Origin of the sequence: Streptococcus mitis SK575, assembly GCF_000257865.1 — a bacterium.
GTDB classification, from domain to species: domain Bacteria; phylum Bacillota; class Bacilli; order Lactobacillales; family Streptococcaceae; genus Streptococcus; species Streptococcus mitis_CQ.
The window spans coordinates 49,126-63,506 of record NZ_AICU01000079.1 but is presented as its reverse complement, the minus strand read 5'-3'; the positions used below and the strand labels follow the sequence as shown (position 1 = coordinate 63,506).

Sequence of the window (14,381 nt, the reverse complement as noted above, 5' to 3'; positions counted from 1 at the left end):
TCTTACTCCCTTATCTGACCATCACCAGCAACCACATACTTGTAGCTAGTCAACTCTTTTAATCCCATTGGACCACGCGCGTGCAGTTTCTGAGTAGAAATCCCCATTTCACAACCAAGACCAAATTGGCCACCATCGGTAAAACGAGTTGAGGCATTGACATAAACTGCTGCAGAGTCCACTTGGTCTGTAAAGTAAGCTGCAGATTCAGCATTTTCAGTCACAATGGCATCCGAATGATGGGTACTGTGGGCTTCAATATGGGCAACCGCTTCTTCTAAACTGCTCACAATCTTAACAGCTAGGACATAGTCTAAAAACTCGGTATCAAAGTCTTGTGCTTCAGCTGCTTGGCCTGAAGCAAACTGACTTGCTTTGCTATCAAGTCGGAATTGAATTGGTTCCAACCCAGCTTCTTTTCGATCTGCAACCAACACTTGCTCCAAGCGAGGAAGAAAACTTGCTGCCTTGTCCTCATGAACAAGGAGAACCTCCATGGCATTGCAGACAGAAGGGCGACTAGTTTTGGCATTGTTGATGATAGACAGCGCCTTGTCTTCGTCTGCATCCTTGTCCACATAAACATGGACAATCCCAGTTCCTGTCTCAATAACAGGTACGATAGCATTTTCAACTACGGCATTGATCAAACCAGCCCCTCCACGAGGAATGAGAAGGTCTAGATAGCCTTTGGCCTTCATCATGGCATAGCTGCTTTCACGACTGGTATCTTCCACCAGTTGAATCACATCTGGGTGAATAGTAGTCGTCTCCAAGCCCTTCTTCAAAGCTGTGACAATAGCATGAGCTGTTTGATAGGCATCCTTACCACTACGAAGAACAACTGCATTTCCACTTTTAAGAGCCAAAGCAGCCGCATCAGACGTCACATTCGGACGGCTTTCATAGATTATACCAATAACTCCCATAGCTACACGTTTCTTTGTGATAACCAAACCGTTTTCAAGCTGATTGGTTTCTAAAACTTCACCGATTGGATCTGGTAAGGCAACCACTTCACGAATACCAGTTGCCATCGCTTCTATACGCCCTGCATCCAAATAAAGACGATCCAGCATCACATCTGAGATTTTACCTTTGGCCGATTCCATATCGAGGGCATTTGCCGCTAAAATCTCCTCTGTAGCAGCCACTAAGTGATCAGCCATGGCTAGCAAGGCTTGGTTTTTCACGTCTTCACTAGCTGTGTTGATCGATTTTTTAACAGCCTGTACCTGCTCAAATTGTTCTTGTGTACTTACCATAATTTACCTCTAAAATTCTGTAAAGAGTAGTTGGATTTCAGGAGTAATGGAAATCCAGTCATCACGGTGAATCAAGACACCCTTGGCTTTTTGAGAACGTAACATATCCTCCAAAGCAGATGCCCCAAATTGCACGCGCCCTTTTCCAAGTGATTTTCCACTTTCCTTGTCAAATACTGTCACGATATCACCGTAAGAAAAGGCGCCTTCTGCTTCAACAACACCAGATAAAAGGAGACTCTTGCCATGTTGAGAGAGAGCTTCTGCAGCCCCTTTATCAACCCAAATAGAACCTTGACTCTGAGCATAAAAAGCCAGCCATTGTTTCTGGGTACGAAGCCCCTTCTCTTGCGCAACAAAGTAGGAACCATCCTTGGTATCCTCAGCCGCCTCAATTATGGCATCTGACTTCAAGGATGAGCAGATATAAACAGGAACTCCTGATTCCGTCGCGATAGTTGCAGCTTTAATTTTTGTTAGCATGCCCCCAGTTCCGTTTGAAGAGCCAGCTCCACCGGCCATATCAATAATCTCACGATTGATAGTCTCGATTTTCTCCAAGCGTTTGGCTCTTGGATCTGAATTAGGATTTCCTGTATAGAGACCGTCTACGTCTGTCAAGAGGACCAAAAGGTCTGCTTGGACCATGGCTGCTACCTGAGCACTTAGAGTATCATTGTCCCCAACCTTGAGCTCATCAATAACGACACTGTCATTCTCATTGATGATAGGAATCGCTCCACGGCTAAGTAGAACTGACAAAGCCTGATGGGCATTTTTATAACGGCGCTTATCCACAAAATCATCCTGAGTCAGCAAGATTTGTGCAGAAACGATTTGGCGCAAGAGAAGATTGGTCGTGTATTCTTCCAACAAAAGCCCTTGTCCTACCGCTGCTGAAGCCTGTTTATCAGCAATCTTAGTCGGACGCTTTTTAAATCCTAAGGCCCCAAAACCAGCCGCAATGGCACCTGACGACACCAAAATCAATTCATGACCAGCCTCGTGCAGCATAGCCAACTGCTGGGTAATAGCCTTTACCTTACTACGTGATAAACTTCCATCCTCATTCGTCAGAGAAGAAGTCCCCACCTTAAAGACAATCCGTTTGTATTTCATAGTCTCACTCCGATTCTTCATATTTATCCATTATAACATGAATGGCAGGAAATAGAAAAGAGTTGATAGGAAAAAGAAGGCCCTAAAACCTTCTTTTTTACTACTGTTCTGATTCCGATTTGTTTGTACTCGTTTCAGAGCTTTGTGAAGTTGAAGAACTTGTAATACTTTCGTGTTGACTCGTTTCTTTATTTTCAAGATCTTTTTTCACTACTTCTTTCGATTCTTTTAGTTCTGAGTTACTTGTATCTCTAGTTGTAGCAGATTTCTCTACTGGAACATCCACTAACCAGGCACCACTTGAATCAACAGTATAGCCTTCTGGTGTCTTACCGTTCACAAGTAATTGACCATTTTCTTTCAAGAAGTACCATTTATCCTTGTCTTTAATCCAACCAACAGCTCGTGAACCGTCTTCCTTATAGAAATACCAATCATTTGCCTTTTTAAGCCAGCCTTGCTTCATAGCTCCTGAATCTTCCAGATAGTAATGATGACCAGCAACTTCTATCTCACCTGTCTTCATGATACCAGTAGAATCCATATAGTACCAGGTTTCTTTATCTTTTACCCAGCCCGTTTTCATTTCCCCTGATTGAGCAAAGTAATACCATTGCCCCTTATATTGAAGCCAACCTGTCTTCATAGAGCCATCGTTTGATAAATAATACCACTGTTCTTTATCTTGAATCCAACCAATTTCCATCTGGTTTTCTTTGTTAAAATAATACCAGATTCCAGCGATTTTCTTCCAATTTTTAGCAGCAGCACCAGAGTCTGTCAAATAGAACCAACGATTGTTCCATTTTTTCCATTGATTCTGTAATAAGATACCCGTTTGGTTAAAGTAATACCATTCACCCTTGATTTCATTCCAACCGACAGCATACTCTCCTGTAGAATCAGGCGCTTGATACCACCAGTTTCCATATGCACTCTTATGCCAACCAGCTTGAAAACTTGGAATCGGCTTGTAGGAAGTTGAAATGTTTACTAAACCGTCTTGTCGAATATCAAAAACTGTTGCATCATAGTCTTTGCTGGCTGCGTTTATATGTTGAATTCCCATTGATTCAATCCAGCTAATATATTCCCTATTTATTTCTTGACCGCTATCATACGAACCAATTGGTGAGGAGGAAGTTTGAACAATTATCTCAGGAGACAAATTTCTTATAAAATTTTTTGTATTAGAATTTTTTGTATCTAAATGATGGTTAAACTTCATCAAATCAACTTTTCCAATGAGAGAACCGTACTTGTCTTCTGCTCCATGAACATTATCTAAGTCGCCCCCAAGGTAAATTTTCTTGCCATTGACTTTCACCACGCTAATCAAGGAATTGGAATTGTCATCCCAAACAGGTTTAAGATTTCCATTCTCATCATATTCATTTTCATAATTATAGAGCTGAATATCCATGTCCCCAAACTGAAAATGAGCATCTCCTTGTGTGATGTTTTGAATCACTGAAACACCTTTTTCTGCGGCAGTCTGTAAAACCTTATCATAGCCATACAGATTATCCCAAAGACGTTCAGGCTTAGTAATACGATTATCACTATATTTCTTAAGATAGACTCGGTCAACTGGATAGGTAGACAGTAATTCATCAACATTTCCAATATGGTCACTGTGGGTATGGGTTACCAAAATAAAATCAAGTTTTTGGACACCCAATTCCTTCAAACGACGAAAGACACGGTCTGTTAGAACATGCTTGTAAGTTGTATTGATACCCTGTCTCCATGGATAACGAGAATCACTTCCATCTGGGAAATCATAATCTTCTCCTGTATCCACCATGGCAAAATGTCCATTGCTTTCAAGAATAATCGCATCACTGCCACCTTCATGAACATTAATAAAGTGAATTTTATTTCCTGAACTTTCTTGAGCTTGAACATTCCCATACCATGACAAAGCTAAAAAAGTGCTTGCAAGGGCTAAACTAGTTAATTTCTTTTTCATTCTTACTTTCTCAATCTCTCTAATGTTTCCTTAAATATCTCTGGGATATCTGCTGTAAATTCCAAGGTCTCACCTGTTCTCGGATGAGTAAACCCTAGAGTCTTGGCATGAAGAAATTGTCCATGTCCTTTCAAAGTCTTACGAGGACCATAGACTTCATCACCAGCGACTGGATGGCCAATATAAGCCATATGGACACGAATCTGATGAGTGCGCCCTGTCTCCAGTTGCAACTCCACTAAGCTATAATCGCCAAAGCGTTCCAAGACGTGGAAACGAGTCACTGCAGTCTTCCCTTTAGCAGTCACAGCCTGTTTCTTACGGTCTTTTTCACTACGACCAATCGGAGCTTCAATCACACCACGATCATTAGGCAGATTTCCATGAACAATCGCCCAATATTTGCGGAGAGACTTTTTATCCTTCAGTTCTTGAGCAAGTGCTAGATGCGCCTCATCGTTTTTAGCAATCATGAGAAGGCCAGACGTATCCTTATCAATACGATGAACAATTCCTGGGCGTAGAACCCCATTGATACCCGACAAGTCCTTAATATGATACATAAGGGCATTTACCAAAGTTCCACTAGTATGACCAGCACTCGGATGCACAACCATCCCCTGAGGCTTATTAACGACGGCCACATCCTCATCTTGGTAGATGATATCTAGCAGAAGATTCTCAGCCACATACTCTAAGACCTCCGGCTCTGGTACATGGTAAGTGACGATATCACCCTCTTGAACAGTGTATTTAGCTTTCTTGACTTGACCATTGACCAAGACCTGGCCTAATTTGATTTGTTCATTCGCGAGACTACGTGATAATTCTGTCAAATCTGACAAAGCCTTATCTAAACGCAGGCCACCAGTTTCAATTTTAATTTCCATTTATTTCCTCTTTTAGCATTGCAATCAATAAAATAATCACTCCAACAGTCAGATAGCTATCTGCTACATTGAAAATTGCAAAATTAATAAAGTCAAGGTGGAACATATCCACAACAAATCCCTGACTGATCCTGTCAATAAAGTTTCCAAGACCACCTGCGATTATCAAGGTCAAGCCCAAGACCATCCAAAGCGAGTCCTCCATGTGTTTATGTAGATACCAAATGGCACCTACCATAACGACCAGTGTAATGATAGCAAATAACCACTGCTGGTCTTGTAGCATCGAAAAGGCTGCCCCTCGATTTTGCAGGTAGGTCAAGCTAACGAAATTGGGAATCCAAGAGCGCACTTCACCCAGTGGAATCTGCTGGACGATATAGGATTTTACCAACTGATCAAGCCCAATCAAAAGCAATACAATGACTGCCACTATTCCTCTTTTTTTCATGATTTCCTCTTCTGATTAAAATATTCTTGCATGACTTCTACAAAGAGAGTCCCAGCTTGACTAAGCTCCACCTCTTCACGTTTAACATAGACCATGCGATTATCTAGGTTATCCTTGAGACGAATAACTGTGATGCCATTGACACTATCACTATCTAAAAATCCAGAACCTGTTGCATAAGCGTCCGTCCGCTCCAAAATACCATTCAAGGTAGCACGGTCTGTCACATTAAACATCTGTGAGCTAGCGCTGGTATCGACAAAATTCTCCGAATAATAAAGGTACTCATCTTTCTCTTGAGTAAAACGAACTGTCGGTAGATCCGCCAAATCCTCCATGACCAATTCATCTTTCTGAGCCAAAGGATGCCCTTCACGGAGATAAATATGGGTATGGAAGGGAATCAATTCAATGACCTCAAGGCCCAGCTTTTCAACCCGTTGCATAATCCCCTTTTTATTTTGATTGTTGAGGTAGATAATCCCAATCTCACTATGTCCTTGCGCTACCTCGTCTAAGATTTGAACAGTAGTTGATTCAAAAATACGGAAGTTCTTATAGTCAGGATAGCGCTCTGAGAAAGCCGTAATGGTTGGTGGCAAGAAGTCATAGTGCTGACTAGCAATGGAAAATTCATCTTTTTCTTCTTCAGGATTGGCATACTGATTTTGAAAAATATCAAATCCTTTAACCAATTCTTGCGCTTTTTCATAGAATTCCATACCACGACGAGTCAAGAAAGTCCCTGAGCTGGTCCGACGGAAAATCTTAAAACCCAACTCTTTTTCCAAATCACGAACAGAAATGGACAGACTCGGCTGACTAACATACATCTTTTCAGCAGCTTCACGGAAAGTACCACTATTGGCAATGGCAACAACATAGCGTAATTGTTGAATGTTCATCTTCTACCCCCAACTTCTTTATCTTTTCATTATACCATATTTTAGAAGTTTTCCAAAAAGGAAAAAAGTATGGAAATTTTCAAGTCTCAATAAATACTCTAACATTCCAAGACAAGAATTAGAATAATGTCTTTTTTCAGTCCTTATCTGATTTCAAGCAAATAAAAACAGCAAATCCTTTTGATTTACCGTTTAAAAGATGATACAAGAAAAGCCTCTAACATTTTCTTTTTCCCTATAAATCAACTAGAAAAAGTCTCTTCAATCCTATTAGCTATATCTGGATTTACTTCCCAGATACCAGCATAAGGTTGCTCAATATACTGTCTTTTCTTCTTAGTATATAGATAGACTACACTATCCTTTTCTTCATTCTGATGATAAAGCTTGATAATGATGTAATCTTTAACATTTGTCGGTTGATCATTTACACTCTCCAAAGAGGTAGATTTGGACTGTTTCTGTATCTCCTCAATCAATTTTGAGATTTCTTCTCTCTTGTTGATAGTTTTAACATCTTCAGAGAGTTTTTTCTGCAGAGAAATAACAGAGATCTTTTCAGATTCAGGAAGAATAAGTTTTTTCTTACTAACACAAGCAGATAAAACAAGAAAAGAGATTGAACATACTATAACTGTGATAATTTTTTTCATACAGGATCACATCCTTTCATTCTTCTTACTTCTTCTCTTAGATATAATTATAATATCATACCTTATCAATTTTTACAATATCTTATTCCCTTATAACATTTATTACTGTTAAAGGTTAATATTCCACTATTTTATGATTGTATCTAAAAGATAAAGTTGCCGATAAATTCGCTTCTTACATTGGTTTTTAAAATATGGGTACCAAAACAAAAAAACAGGCTCTCCGAAAACTCGGAAAGCCTTATTTAATGCTACTTCTAGCTTCCTCGCCTTTAGATTTCAAGGCTCGGGATAAAAAGGTTCACTGGACCTTTTTATTTAGCGATTGGGTAAACAGAAACTTGTTTTTTATCGCGTCCTTTACGTTCAAAGCGTACTACGCCTTCAACTTTAGCGAACAAAGTATCGTCTCCACCACGTCCAACGTTTACACCTGGATAGATGTGTGTACCACGTTGACGGTAAAGGATTGATCCACCTGTTACAGTTTGTCCGTCAGCTGCTTTAGCTCCAAGACGTTTAGCTTGTGAATCACGTCCGTTTGATGTAGAACCTCCACCTTTTTTGTGGGCGAAAAGTTGCAAGTTGTTAAGAGTCATTTTTAACATAATGTTTTCCTCCGTGTTAGTTTTCTGTGATAACTCTGGTTTGGACGAACTCAGAAGAGTTCTCCGATAAGTTTGCCATACCTAAGAAAAATGATTCAAAGAATAACTGGGTCATTTCTCTCTGGTGTGAAGGAAGATCTTTTGGTATTTCAACCATCAGATAGCCACCTTCATCTTCGTTTAATTCTAGGATTGGTTCATAGCCTGCAAATTTCTCAATTGAATTGATAAAGTTAATGGCAAGCGTAGAAACCGATGCACACACGACATCTAAGCCGTATTCGCCACTCTCGGCGTGTCCAGTAATTTCCGCACTCCTCAGCTCGCCATCTTCGGCTCTCTCAAAGACTGCCTGTATCATGTGTTCTCCTTAAAATTAAGCGTTGATTGCGTTGATGACAACTTTTGTATATGGTTGACGGTGACCTTGTTTACGGTGGCTACCTTTTTTAGGTTTGTACTTGTAAGTAACAACTTTCTTTTGTTTTCCTTGTTTTTCAACAGTTCCAACTACAGTAGCTCCAGCAACAAGTGGAGTTCCGACAACAGTGTTTTCACCACCAACAAGAACAACTTCGTTAAAAGTAACTTCTTGACCAGCTTCAACGTTCAATTTTTCAACGTAAACTGCTTGACCAACTTCAACTTTAACTTGTTTTCCGCCAGTTTTGATAATTGCGTATGTGCTCATTATGCACCTCCTATGATTTTTATGGGTTTCCCCGAATTTTTTGTGAAGACTCGCCTAGCATCGTGGGACAAACCACTTAAACTTGAATAATCAAGCAACGATGTTCGTGCGGTTGCACAGGATCGTGCATAGTCAACTCTTCAAGTATAGCATATCTCCTATTTTCTTACAAGTAATAACACCTAAAATGAAGCTTTTTCTTTTACTTTTTTCTGCCAAGAGACTAAAAGCATGCTGAGGTAAAAAATACTCATCATAATAGGAACACCAAGAATGGTCTTTTCATGATAGAAAATCGTCAAATAAGCTGAAAAGACAACGCCAAGGACAAAACTACTAAGTAGGCTAACAAAGATAATCCCTTCACGTAAAAAAGGAGTGTGCTTGGTTCGGAAATAATCTCCAAAAGCTAGCATTGTTCGTTTGATATTCCCTGTCATAAAAGCGTTATTATAGGCAATACCCGAAACCTCACCAAAAGCAGTTGTCACCAGTCCCATACAGAAGGCCAAGGGCGGTACTAGATAGATATTATCTACAGTTTGCGGCACAAAACCAATAATGATTGATAAGATTGCCAAAGGAATCAGTGACAGAATAGGCTTTTTCACAATTCTCAATTTTTCCTTATAAACAGTTAATAAAAAGACCCCCATCATAAAAGCTAGCAAGGTCATTACTTTGGCACTGGCATCTGACACATTGTGTTGAATGAGCCCCACTGATAGAAAGACGACATTCCCAGTTTGTCCAGCTACAAGAGTATTCCCTCGCACAATAAACGTATAGGCATCTACATATCCTGCACAAAAAGTCAAAAAAAGCGCTAGTCTCTTAGACTGACGTGATATTTTTCTTATAGGTAATAGCCTCATTTTTCCTCCCATTTCATTTACTCATCTCATTATTGTACCACTTTCTTTGGGAAAGTCCTAGTAGCTTATTTGAAAATTTTTACCCTCTGTTGGATAGTCTCGTCTATCTATGTTATAATGAAAGAAGGATTTGAAAACGGAAAAGGAGTAACCATGCTTAAATTAGGTGTCATCGGAACAGGGGCTATCAGCCACCACTTCATAGAAGCAGCCCATTCCAGTGGAGAATACCAGCTGGTCGCAGTCTATTCTAGAAAACTAGAAACTGCGGCAACCTTTGCTTCTCGCTATCAGAATATCCAACTCTTTGATCAAGTAGAGGACTTCTTCAAGAGCTCCTTTGATGTGGTCTATATTGCTAGCCCAAACTCCTTGCATTTTGCTCAGGCAAAAGCTGCATTGTCTGCAGGTAAACATGTCATTCTTGAAAAGCCAGCCGTCACTCAGCCACAAGAATGGCTAGATTTGAAACATACAGCTGAGAAAAATCACTGTTTTATATTCGAAGCAGCTCGCAATTACCATGAAAAAGCTTTCACTATCATCAAAAACTTTTTAGCAGACAAACAAATTTTGGGAGCAGATTTCAACTATGCCAAGTATTCTTCCAAAATGCCTAACTTGTTGACTGGGGAGACACCAAATGTCTTCTCAGACCGTTTTGCTGGTGGAGCTCTTATGGATTTAGGGATTTATCCCCTCTACGTTGCCGTTCGTCTCTTTGGAAAAGCTAAGGATGCAACCTATCAGGCTCAACAGCTTGACAATAGCATTGACCTAAATGGTGTCGGAATCCTCTTCTACCCAGACTTTCAAGTTCACATCAAGACTGGGAAAAACATCACTTCCAATCTCCCTTGCGAGATTTATACGACAGATGGTACCTTGACGCTCAACACCATCGAACATGTCAGCTCGGCTATTTTTACCGACCACCAAGGCAATCAAATCCAACTCCCTATCCAACAGGCTCCTCATACGATGACTGAGGAAGTCGCTGCATTTGCACACATGATCCAGCAACCAGAGCTGAATCTCTACCAAACTTGGCTAGAAGATGCAAGTTCAGTTCATGAGCTACTATATACTATGCGCCAGACTGCTGGCATTAGATTTGAGGCAGAAAAATGAAAAACAAACTACCGACTGAATGGCAAGAACTGAGTGACCAACTCGGTTTCCAAGAATTCACCCCCATTCAAACTCAACTATTTGAGCCCCTTCTTGCTGGAGAAAACCTCCTAGGAGTGAGCCCGACAGGAACTGGTAAGACCCTAGCTTACCTCCTACCAAGTCTTCTCAGACTACAAAAGAAAAAAGCCCAACAACTCTTGATTCTAGCACCAAATACAGAACTTGCTGGACAGATTTTTGATGTATGTAAAACGTGGGCTGAAGCTATCAGCTTGACAGCCCAACTCTTCTTATCAGGTTCGAGTCAGAAACGACAGATTGAACGCCTAAAAAAAGGACCAGAAATTCTGATTGGAACTCCTGGCCGTATCTTTGAACTAATTAAATTGAAAAAAATCAAGATGATGAATGTGGAAACCATCATTCTAGATGAATTTGACCAATTGCTCGATGATTCTCAGATTCACTTTGTTGACAAAATCACTCACTACGCACCTCGTGACCACCAACTCGTCTACATGAGTGCGACGGCAAAGTTTGACCAAGAAAAGATTGCGCCTAACACACGTACCATTGATCTCTCTGACCAAAAATTGGACAACATCCAACATTTCTATATGCAGGTGGATCAACGTCACCGAGTGGATATGCTACGAAAACTAGCTCATGTTGAGGATTTCCGCAGTCTGGTCTTCTTTAATAGCCTATCAGACCTTGGAAGCGCAGAAGAAAAATTACAGTATCGGGATATCTTGGCTGTTTCCCTCGCTAGTGATGTCAATGTCAAATTTAGAAAAGTCATCTTAGAAAAGTTTAAAGACAAGCAACTAACCCTGCTTCTTGCAACTGACCTTCTGGCTCGTGGAATTGATATCGATAGCCTAGAATGCGTCGTAAACTTTGATGTTCCTAGAGATATTGAAACCTACACTCACCGTGCTGGGCGTACTGGCCGTATGGGCAAGGAAGGTTATGTTATCACTCTCGTCACTCATCCAGAAGAAATCAAAAAACTCAAAAAGTTTGCAAGTGTACGTGAAATTGTCTTGAAAAACCAAGAACTCTATATCAAATAAAGCTCCCTTTGCTCTATGCACATCCGGTGTATGGAGCTTTTTTATGTAAACAATTCTTCAATTTTAGTTCAATATCAGAAAAAAGAACCTTGCAAAGCAAGATTCTTTTAGTGTCTGACTTAAATAATTGTTCTTCTGGGAACTAAATCGAATTAAGCTTCGATTTCTGTAACCATACCTGAACCAACAGTACGTCCACCCTCACGGATAGAGAATGTAGTACCTTGTTCTACGGCGATTGGGTGGATCAACTCAACGTCGATTGTCACGTTATCACCAGGCATTACCATTTCAGTACCTGCTGGAAGTTCGATTGAACCTGTAACGTCAGTAGTACGGAAGTAGAATTGTGGACGGTAGTTGTTGAAGAATGGAGTATGACGTCCACCTTCTTCTTTAGTAAGGATGTAGACTTCACCTTTAAATTTAGTGTGTGGGTTGATTGAACCTGGTTTAGCAATAACTTGTCCACGTTCGATTTCATCACGTTGAACACCACGAAGAAGGACACCTACGTTATCTCCGGCAAGACCTTCGTCAAGTTGTTTACGGAACATTTCAACACCAGTAACAACTGCTTTTTGAGTTTCTTCTTTGATACCAACGATTTCGATTTCGTCGTTGACTTTAACGATACCACGGTCGATACGTCCTGAAGCAACTGTACCACGTCCAGTGATTGAGAATACGTCTTCGACTGGAAGAAGCAATGGTTTGTCAGTGTCACGTTCTGGTTCTGGGATGTACTCATCAACTGTGTTCATCAATTCCATAACGATGTCTTCGTATTTAGTGTCACCTTCAAGGGCTTTAAGAGCTGAACCTTGGATAACTGGAAGATCGTCACCTGGGAAGTCGTATTCTGACAATAGGTCACGGATTTCCATTTCAACCAATTCAAGCAATTCTTCGTCGTCAACCAAGTCAACTTTGTTCATGAAGACGATAAGGTGTTTAACACCTACCTGACGTGAAAGAAGGATGTGCTCACGAGTTTGTGGCATTGGTCCGTCAGTTGAAGCTACTACAAGGATAGCACCGTCCATTTGAGCGGCACCAGTGATCATGTTTTTAACGTAGTCCGCGTGTCCTGGAGCGTCGATGTGAGCGTAGTGACGTTTTTCAGTTTCGTACTCAACGTGCGCAGTGTTGATAGTGATACCGCGTTCGCGTTCTTCTGGAGCAGCATCGATAGACGCATAGTCTTTAGGTTGGTTAACTGATGAAGGCAAGCGACGTGCCAAAACAGTTGTGATAGCTGCAGTTAGGGTAGTTTTACCGTGGTCAACGTGTCCGATAGTACCAATGTTAACGTGTGGTTTACTACGATCGTATTTTTCTTTTGCCATTTGAGTAAAAGCCTCCAATAAAATATATTTTATAGATAGACAGTAGGCAATACAGTCTAACTTTCCTTACTATTTTATCAAATTTCAGCTAAATTGCAAGTGTTTTACAAAGTTTTTGTGAATTATTCTTAATCTGCTAATCTAAACGGTATTTCTACTTCTATAATTTACCTAAAGAAAAAGAAAAATCAGGAATTTCCTGACTTTTACTTAGCTAATTCTCTTTCTCGTTCTTTCATTGTTTTATGATTTTCATACAAGCGAGATAAGAACTTATAAATTTCTTTCAAGATAGAATAAGTTGGTACTGCGACAATCATACCAATGACCCCATATATATTGCTTGATAACAAAAGTAATACTAAAATCGTAATTGGATGAACCTTCATCACACCACCAACGATTCGAGGGTAGAGGATATTTCCATCCACTTGTTGAATGATTAGCATGTAAACAACTGCAATTAGCATTCTATGAGGATCAGTAAAGACATTGGCAATAATCATCGGAATCAAGCCAATACTTGGTCCCACATAAGGAATGAGATTGGCCAATCCTGAAAAGATGGCAAAGACCAAAGCGTATTTCAAACCAATCACGCTATATCCGATAAAGGCCAAACAACCGATAATAATGGCATCAATTGCGACTCCACTAATATAGCGAGCAATTGTCGCATTCAAATTCTTTAAAAGACCTGCAATATGCAACTTATCTCTCTTTAAAACAGTGCGCTCAAGCATCGGCAAAAATTTGTTACCATCTAACAAAAAATAAACCAAAAACACAGGGGTCATAATAATAATCAAAACGGTACTAAAGAGAGCTGATAGAACACTTCCGACACTATTGGTAACGCTATTTAGGATATTTTGTAAAATATCTACATAGGATAGATTTAATTGTTGAATAGTCGCTTGAATATCCAAATTTTGAAAGGCTGGATAAGTAGATAAATCCATAATCAAATCTTGTAAACGACTGTAGATAGTCTGGCTAGTCGCAATCAAGCTGGTCAACTGATTAACCAAAATCGGTAAGAGATAGACTACCCCAATGACAAGGCCCCACACCAAGGCACACAAGGTTAGTAGAATACCAATGATACGATTAATTTTGAAATATTTTTGTAAAAAATTTACAATAGGATTGGTCAAATAATATAAAAAACCACCTAGAAGAAAAGGAATCATGATGGTGTTTGCTACGCTTACAAAAGGCGTGATAATCGCCCCCATCTCTCTCCATAAATAAAAAATGATTGTTAATAATAAAATTTCACTGGTCCAAAAAAATAATTTATTCTTACGAAACATGAGCTACCTCCATTCATCTATTTTACCATACTTTCAAAAAAGCTTCTTTCTTCTATCATGAAACTGGGAATATTTTT

15 protein-coding genes, 1 pseudogene and 1 other annotated feature are annotated in these 14,381 nt (G+C 39.9%); of the genes and pseudogenes, 3 read left to right on the top strand and 13 right to left on the bottom strand.

Annotated features, from left to right (window positions below):
* Positions 1-2: 2 nt before the first annotated feature.
* The 6 genes from HMPREF1048_RS10365 to HMPREF1048_RS10340 all read right to left on the bottom strand — a co-directional run bounded on the left by HMPREF1048_RS10365 (position 3) and on the right by HMPREF1048_RS10340 (position 6,602).
* Positions 3-1,265, bottom strand: coding sequence for a glutamate-5-semialdehyde dehydrogenase (locus HMPREF1048_RS10365; protein WP_000255277.1), 1,263 nt, complete (start codon positions 1,263-1,265; stop codon positions 3-5).
* 9 nt (positions 1,266-1,274) lie between these two features.
* The gene (gene proB, locus HMPREF1048_RS10360) at positions 1,275-2,384 is read right to left on the bottom strand and encodes a glutamate 5-kinase (RefSeq protein ID WP_000875716.1); all 1,110 of its coding nucleotides are present in this window, start codon (positions 2,382-2,384) and stop codon (positions 1,275-1,277) included.
* 100 nt (positions 2,385-2,484) lie between these two features.
* A complete protein-coding gene (locus HMPREF1048_RS10355; protein WP_000728245.1) occupies positions 2,485-4,356 on the bottom strand; it encodes an MBL fold metallo-hydrolase in 1,872 nt (623 codons plus the stop codon).
* A gap of 2 nt (positions 4,357-4,358) precedes the next feature.
* Positions 4,359-5,246, bottom strand: coding sequence for an RluA family pseudouridine synthase (locus HMPREF1048_RS10350; RefSeq protein ID WP_000403201.1), 888 nt, complete (start codon positions 5,244-5,246; stop codon positions 4,359-4,361).
* Positions 5,236-5,697, bottom strand: coding sequence for a signal peptidase II (lspA, locus tag HMPREF1048_RS10345; RefSeq protein WP_000745688.1), 462 nt, complete (start codon positions 5,695-5,697; stop codon positions 5,236-5,238). The genes HMPREF1048_RS10350 and lspA overlap by 11 nt, the downstream gene beginning before the upstream one ends.
* Positions 5,694-6,602, bottom strand: a complete 909-nt coding sequence (locus tag HMPREF1048_RS10340) for a LysR family transcriptional regulator (RefSeq protein ID WP_001025690.1) — start codon at positions 6,600-6,602, stop codon at positions 5,694-5,696. Before HMPREF1048_RS10340 ends, lspA begins: the two co-directional genes overlap by 4 nt.
* On the opposite strand from HMPREF1048_RS10340, the pseudogene HMPREF1048_RS13520 reads away from it, so the two are divergent.
* Positions 6,595-6,669 (top strand): annotated as a pseudogene (locus HMPREF1048_RS13520) (AraC family transcriptional regulator); the annotation flags it as partial. The gene HMPREF1048_RS10340 and the pseudogene HMPREF1048_RS13520 sit on opposite strands and share 8 nt — an antisense overlap.
* Before the next feature lie 175 nt (positions 6,670-6,844).
* On the opposite strand, the gene HMPREF1048_RS10335 reads toward HMPREF1048_RS13520, so the two are convergent.
* The 5 genes from HMPREF1048_RS10335 to HMPREF1048_RS10315 all read right to left on the bottom strand — a co-directional run bounded on the left by HMPREF1048_RS10335 (position 6,845) and on the right by HMPREF1048_RS10315 (position 9,441).
* Positions 6,845-7,255, bottom strand: a complete 411-nt coding sequence (locus HMPREF1048_RS10335) for a DUF5301 domain-containing protein (protein ID WP_000720954.1) — start codon at positions 7,253-7,255, stop codon at positions 6,845-6,847.
* A 314-nt stretch (positions 7,256-7,569) separates the two neighbouring features.
* Positions 7,570-7,863: a 50S ribosomal protein L27 gene (gene rpmA, locus HMPREF1048_RS10330; RefSeq protein ID WP_000916509.1), complete on the bottom strand. Its 294-nt coding sequence runs from the start codon at positions 7,861-7,863 to the stop codon at positions 7,570-7,572.
* A 16-nt stretch (positions 7,864-7,879) separates the two neighbouring features.
* On the bottom strand, positions 7,880-8,224 hold the full coding sequence (locus HMPREF1048_RS10325) for a ribosomal-processing cysteine protease Prp (protein ID WP_000613699.1): 345 nt from the start codon (positions 8,222-8,224) through the stop codon (positions 7,880-7,882).
* Between the two features lie 15 nt (positions 8,225-8,239).
* On the bottom strand, positions 8,240-8,554 hold the full coding sequence (gene rplU / locus HMPREF1048_RS10320) for a 50S ribosomal protein L21 (protein ID WP_000109141.1): 315 nt from the start codon (positions 8,552-8,554) through the stop codon (positions 8,240-8,242).
* Positions 8,555-8,590: 36 nt separating this feature from the next.
* Positions 8,591-8,678, bottom strand: a sequence feature (ribosomal protein L21 leader region).
* 58 nt (positions 8,679-8,736) lie between these two features.
* Positions 8,737-9,441 carry a YoaK family protein gene (locus HMPREF1048_RS10315; RefSeq protein WP_080568560.1) on the bottom strand — a complete coding sequence of 235 codons (705 nt, stop codon included), beginning with the start codon at positions 9,439-9,441 and terminating at the stop codon, positions 8,737-8,739.
* A 141-nt stretch (positions 9,442-9,582) separates the two neighbouring features.
* On the opposite strand from HMPREF1048_RS10315, the gene HMPREF1048_RS10310 reads away from it, so the two are divergent.
* On the top strand, positions 9,583-10,560 hold the full coding sequence (locus HMPREF1048_RS10310) for a Gfo/Idh/MocA family protein (RefSeq protein WP_000915880.1): 978 nt from the start codon (positions 9,583-9,585) through the stop codon (positions 10,558-10,560).
* On the top strand, positions 10,557-11,639 hold the full coding sequence (locus HMPREF1048_RS10305) for a DEAD/DEAH box helicase (RefSeq protein ID WP_004249163.1): 1,083 nt from the start codon (positions 10,557-10,559) through the stop codon (positions 11,637-11,639). Before HMPREF1048_RS10310 ends, HMPREF1048_RS10305 begins: the two co-directional genes overlap by 4 nt.
* 152 nt (positions 11,640-11,791) lie before the next feature.
* Here HMPREF1048_RS10305 and tuf read toward each other — a convergent pair whose 3' ends face one another.
* Both tuf and HMPREF1048_RS10295 read right to left on the bottom strand, forming a co-directional pair.
* Positions 11,792-12,988, bottom strand: coding sequence for an elongation factor Tu (tuf, locus tag HMPREF1048_RS10300; RefSeq protein WP_001040726.1), 1,197 nt, complete (start codon positions 12,986-12,988; stop codon positions 11,792-11,794).
* Positions 12,989-13,194: 206 nt separating this feature from the next.
* Positions 13,195-14,304 carry an AI-2E family transporter gene (locus HMPREF1048_RS10295; RefSeq protein ID WP_000488878.1) on the bottom strand — a complete coding sequence of 370 codons (1,110 nt, stop codon included), beginning with the start codon at positions 14,302-14,304 and terminating at the stop codon, positions 13,195-13,197.
* Positions 14,305-14,381: the final 77 nt, after the last annotated feature.

Coding starts and splice junctions, on each gene's coding strand:
- HMPREF1048_RS10325 (WP_000613699.1), bottom strand. CDS start 8,224: ATGATACAGGCAGTCTTTGAGAGAGCCGAAGATGGCGAGCTGAGGAGT.
- HMPREF1048_RS10355 (WP_000728245.1), bottom strand. CDS start 4,356: ATGAAAAAGAAATTAACTAGTTTAGCCCTTGCAAGCACTTTTTTAGCT.
- lspA (WP_000745688.1), bottom strand. CDS start 5,697: ATGAAAAAAAGAGGAATAGTGGCAGTCATTGTATTGCTTTTGATTGGG.
- HMPREF1048_RS10295 (WP_000488878.1), bottom strand. CDS start 14,304: ATGTTTCGTAAGAATAAATTATTTTTTTGGACCAGTGAAATTTTATTA.
- tuf (WP_001040726.1), bottom strand. CDS start 12,988: ATGGCAAAAGAAAAATACGATCGTAGTAAACCACACGTTAACATTGGT.
- rplU (WP_000109141.1), bottom strand. CDS start 8,554: ATGAGCACATACGCAATTATCAAAACTGGCGGAAAACAAGTTAAAGTT.
- HMPREF1048_RS10315 (WP_080568560.1), bottom strand. CDS start 9,441: ATGGGAGGAAAAATGAGGCTATTACCTATAAGAAAAATATCACGTCAG.
- rpmA (WP_000916509.1), bottom strand. CDS start 7,863: ATGTTAAAAATGACTCTTAACAACTTGCAACTTTTCGCCCACAAAAAA.
- HMPREF1048_RS10335 (WP_000720954.1), bottom strand. CDS start 7,255: ATGAAAAAAATTATCACAGTTATAGTATGTTCAATCTCTTTTCTTGTT.
- HMPREF1048_RS10305 (WP_004249163.1), top strand. CDS start 10,557: ATGAAAAACAAACTACCGACTGAATGGCAAGAACTGAGTGACCAACTC.
- HMPREF1048_RS10340 (WP_001025690.1), bottom strand. CDS start 6,602: ATGAACATTCAACAATTACGCTATGTTGTTGCCATTGCCAATAGTGGT.
- HMPREF1048_RS10350 (WP_000403201.1), bottom strand. CDS start 5,246: ATGGAAATTAAAATTGAAACTGGTGGCCTGCGTTTAGATAAGGCTTTG.
- HMPREF1048_RS10365 (WP_000255277.1), bottom strand. CDS start 1,265: ATGGTAAGTACACAAGAACAATTTGAGCAGGTACAGGCTGTTAAAAAA.
- HMPREF1048_RS10310 (WP_000915880.1), top strand. CDS start 9,583: ATGCTTAAATTAGGTGTCATCGGAACAGGGGCTATCAGCCACCACTTC.
- proB (WP_000875716.1), bottom strand. CDS start 2,384: ATGAAATACAAACGGATTGTCTTTAAGGTGGGGACTTCTTCTCTGACG.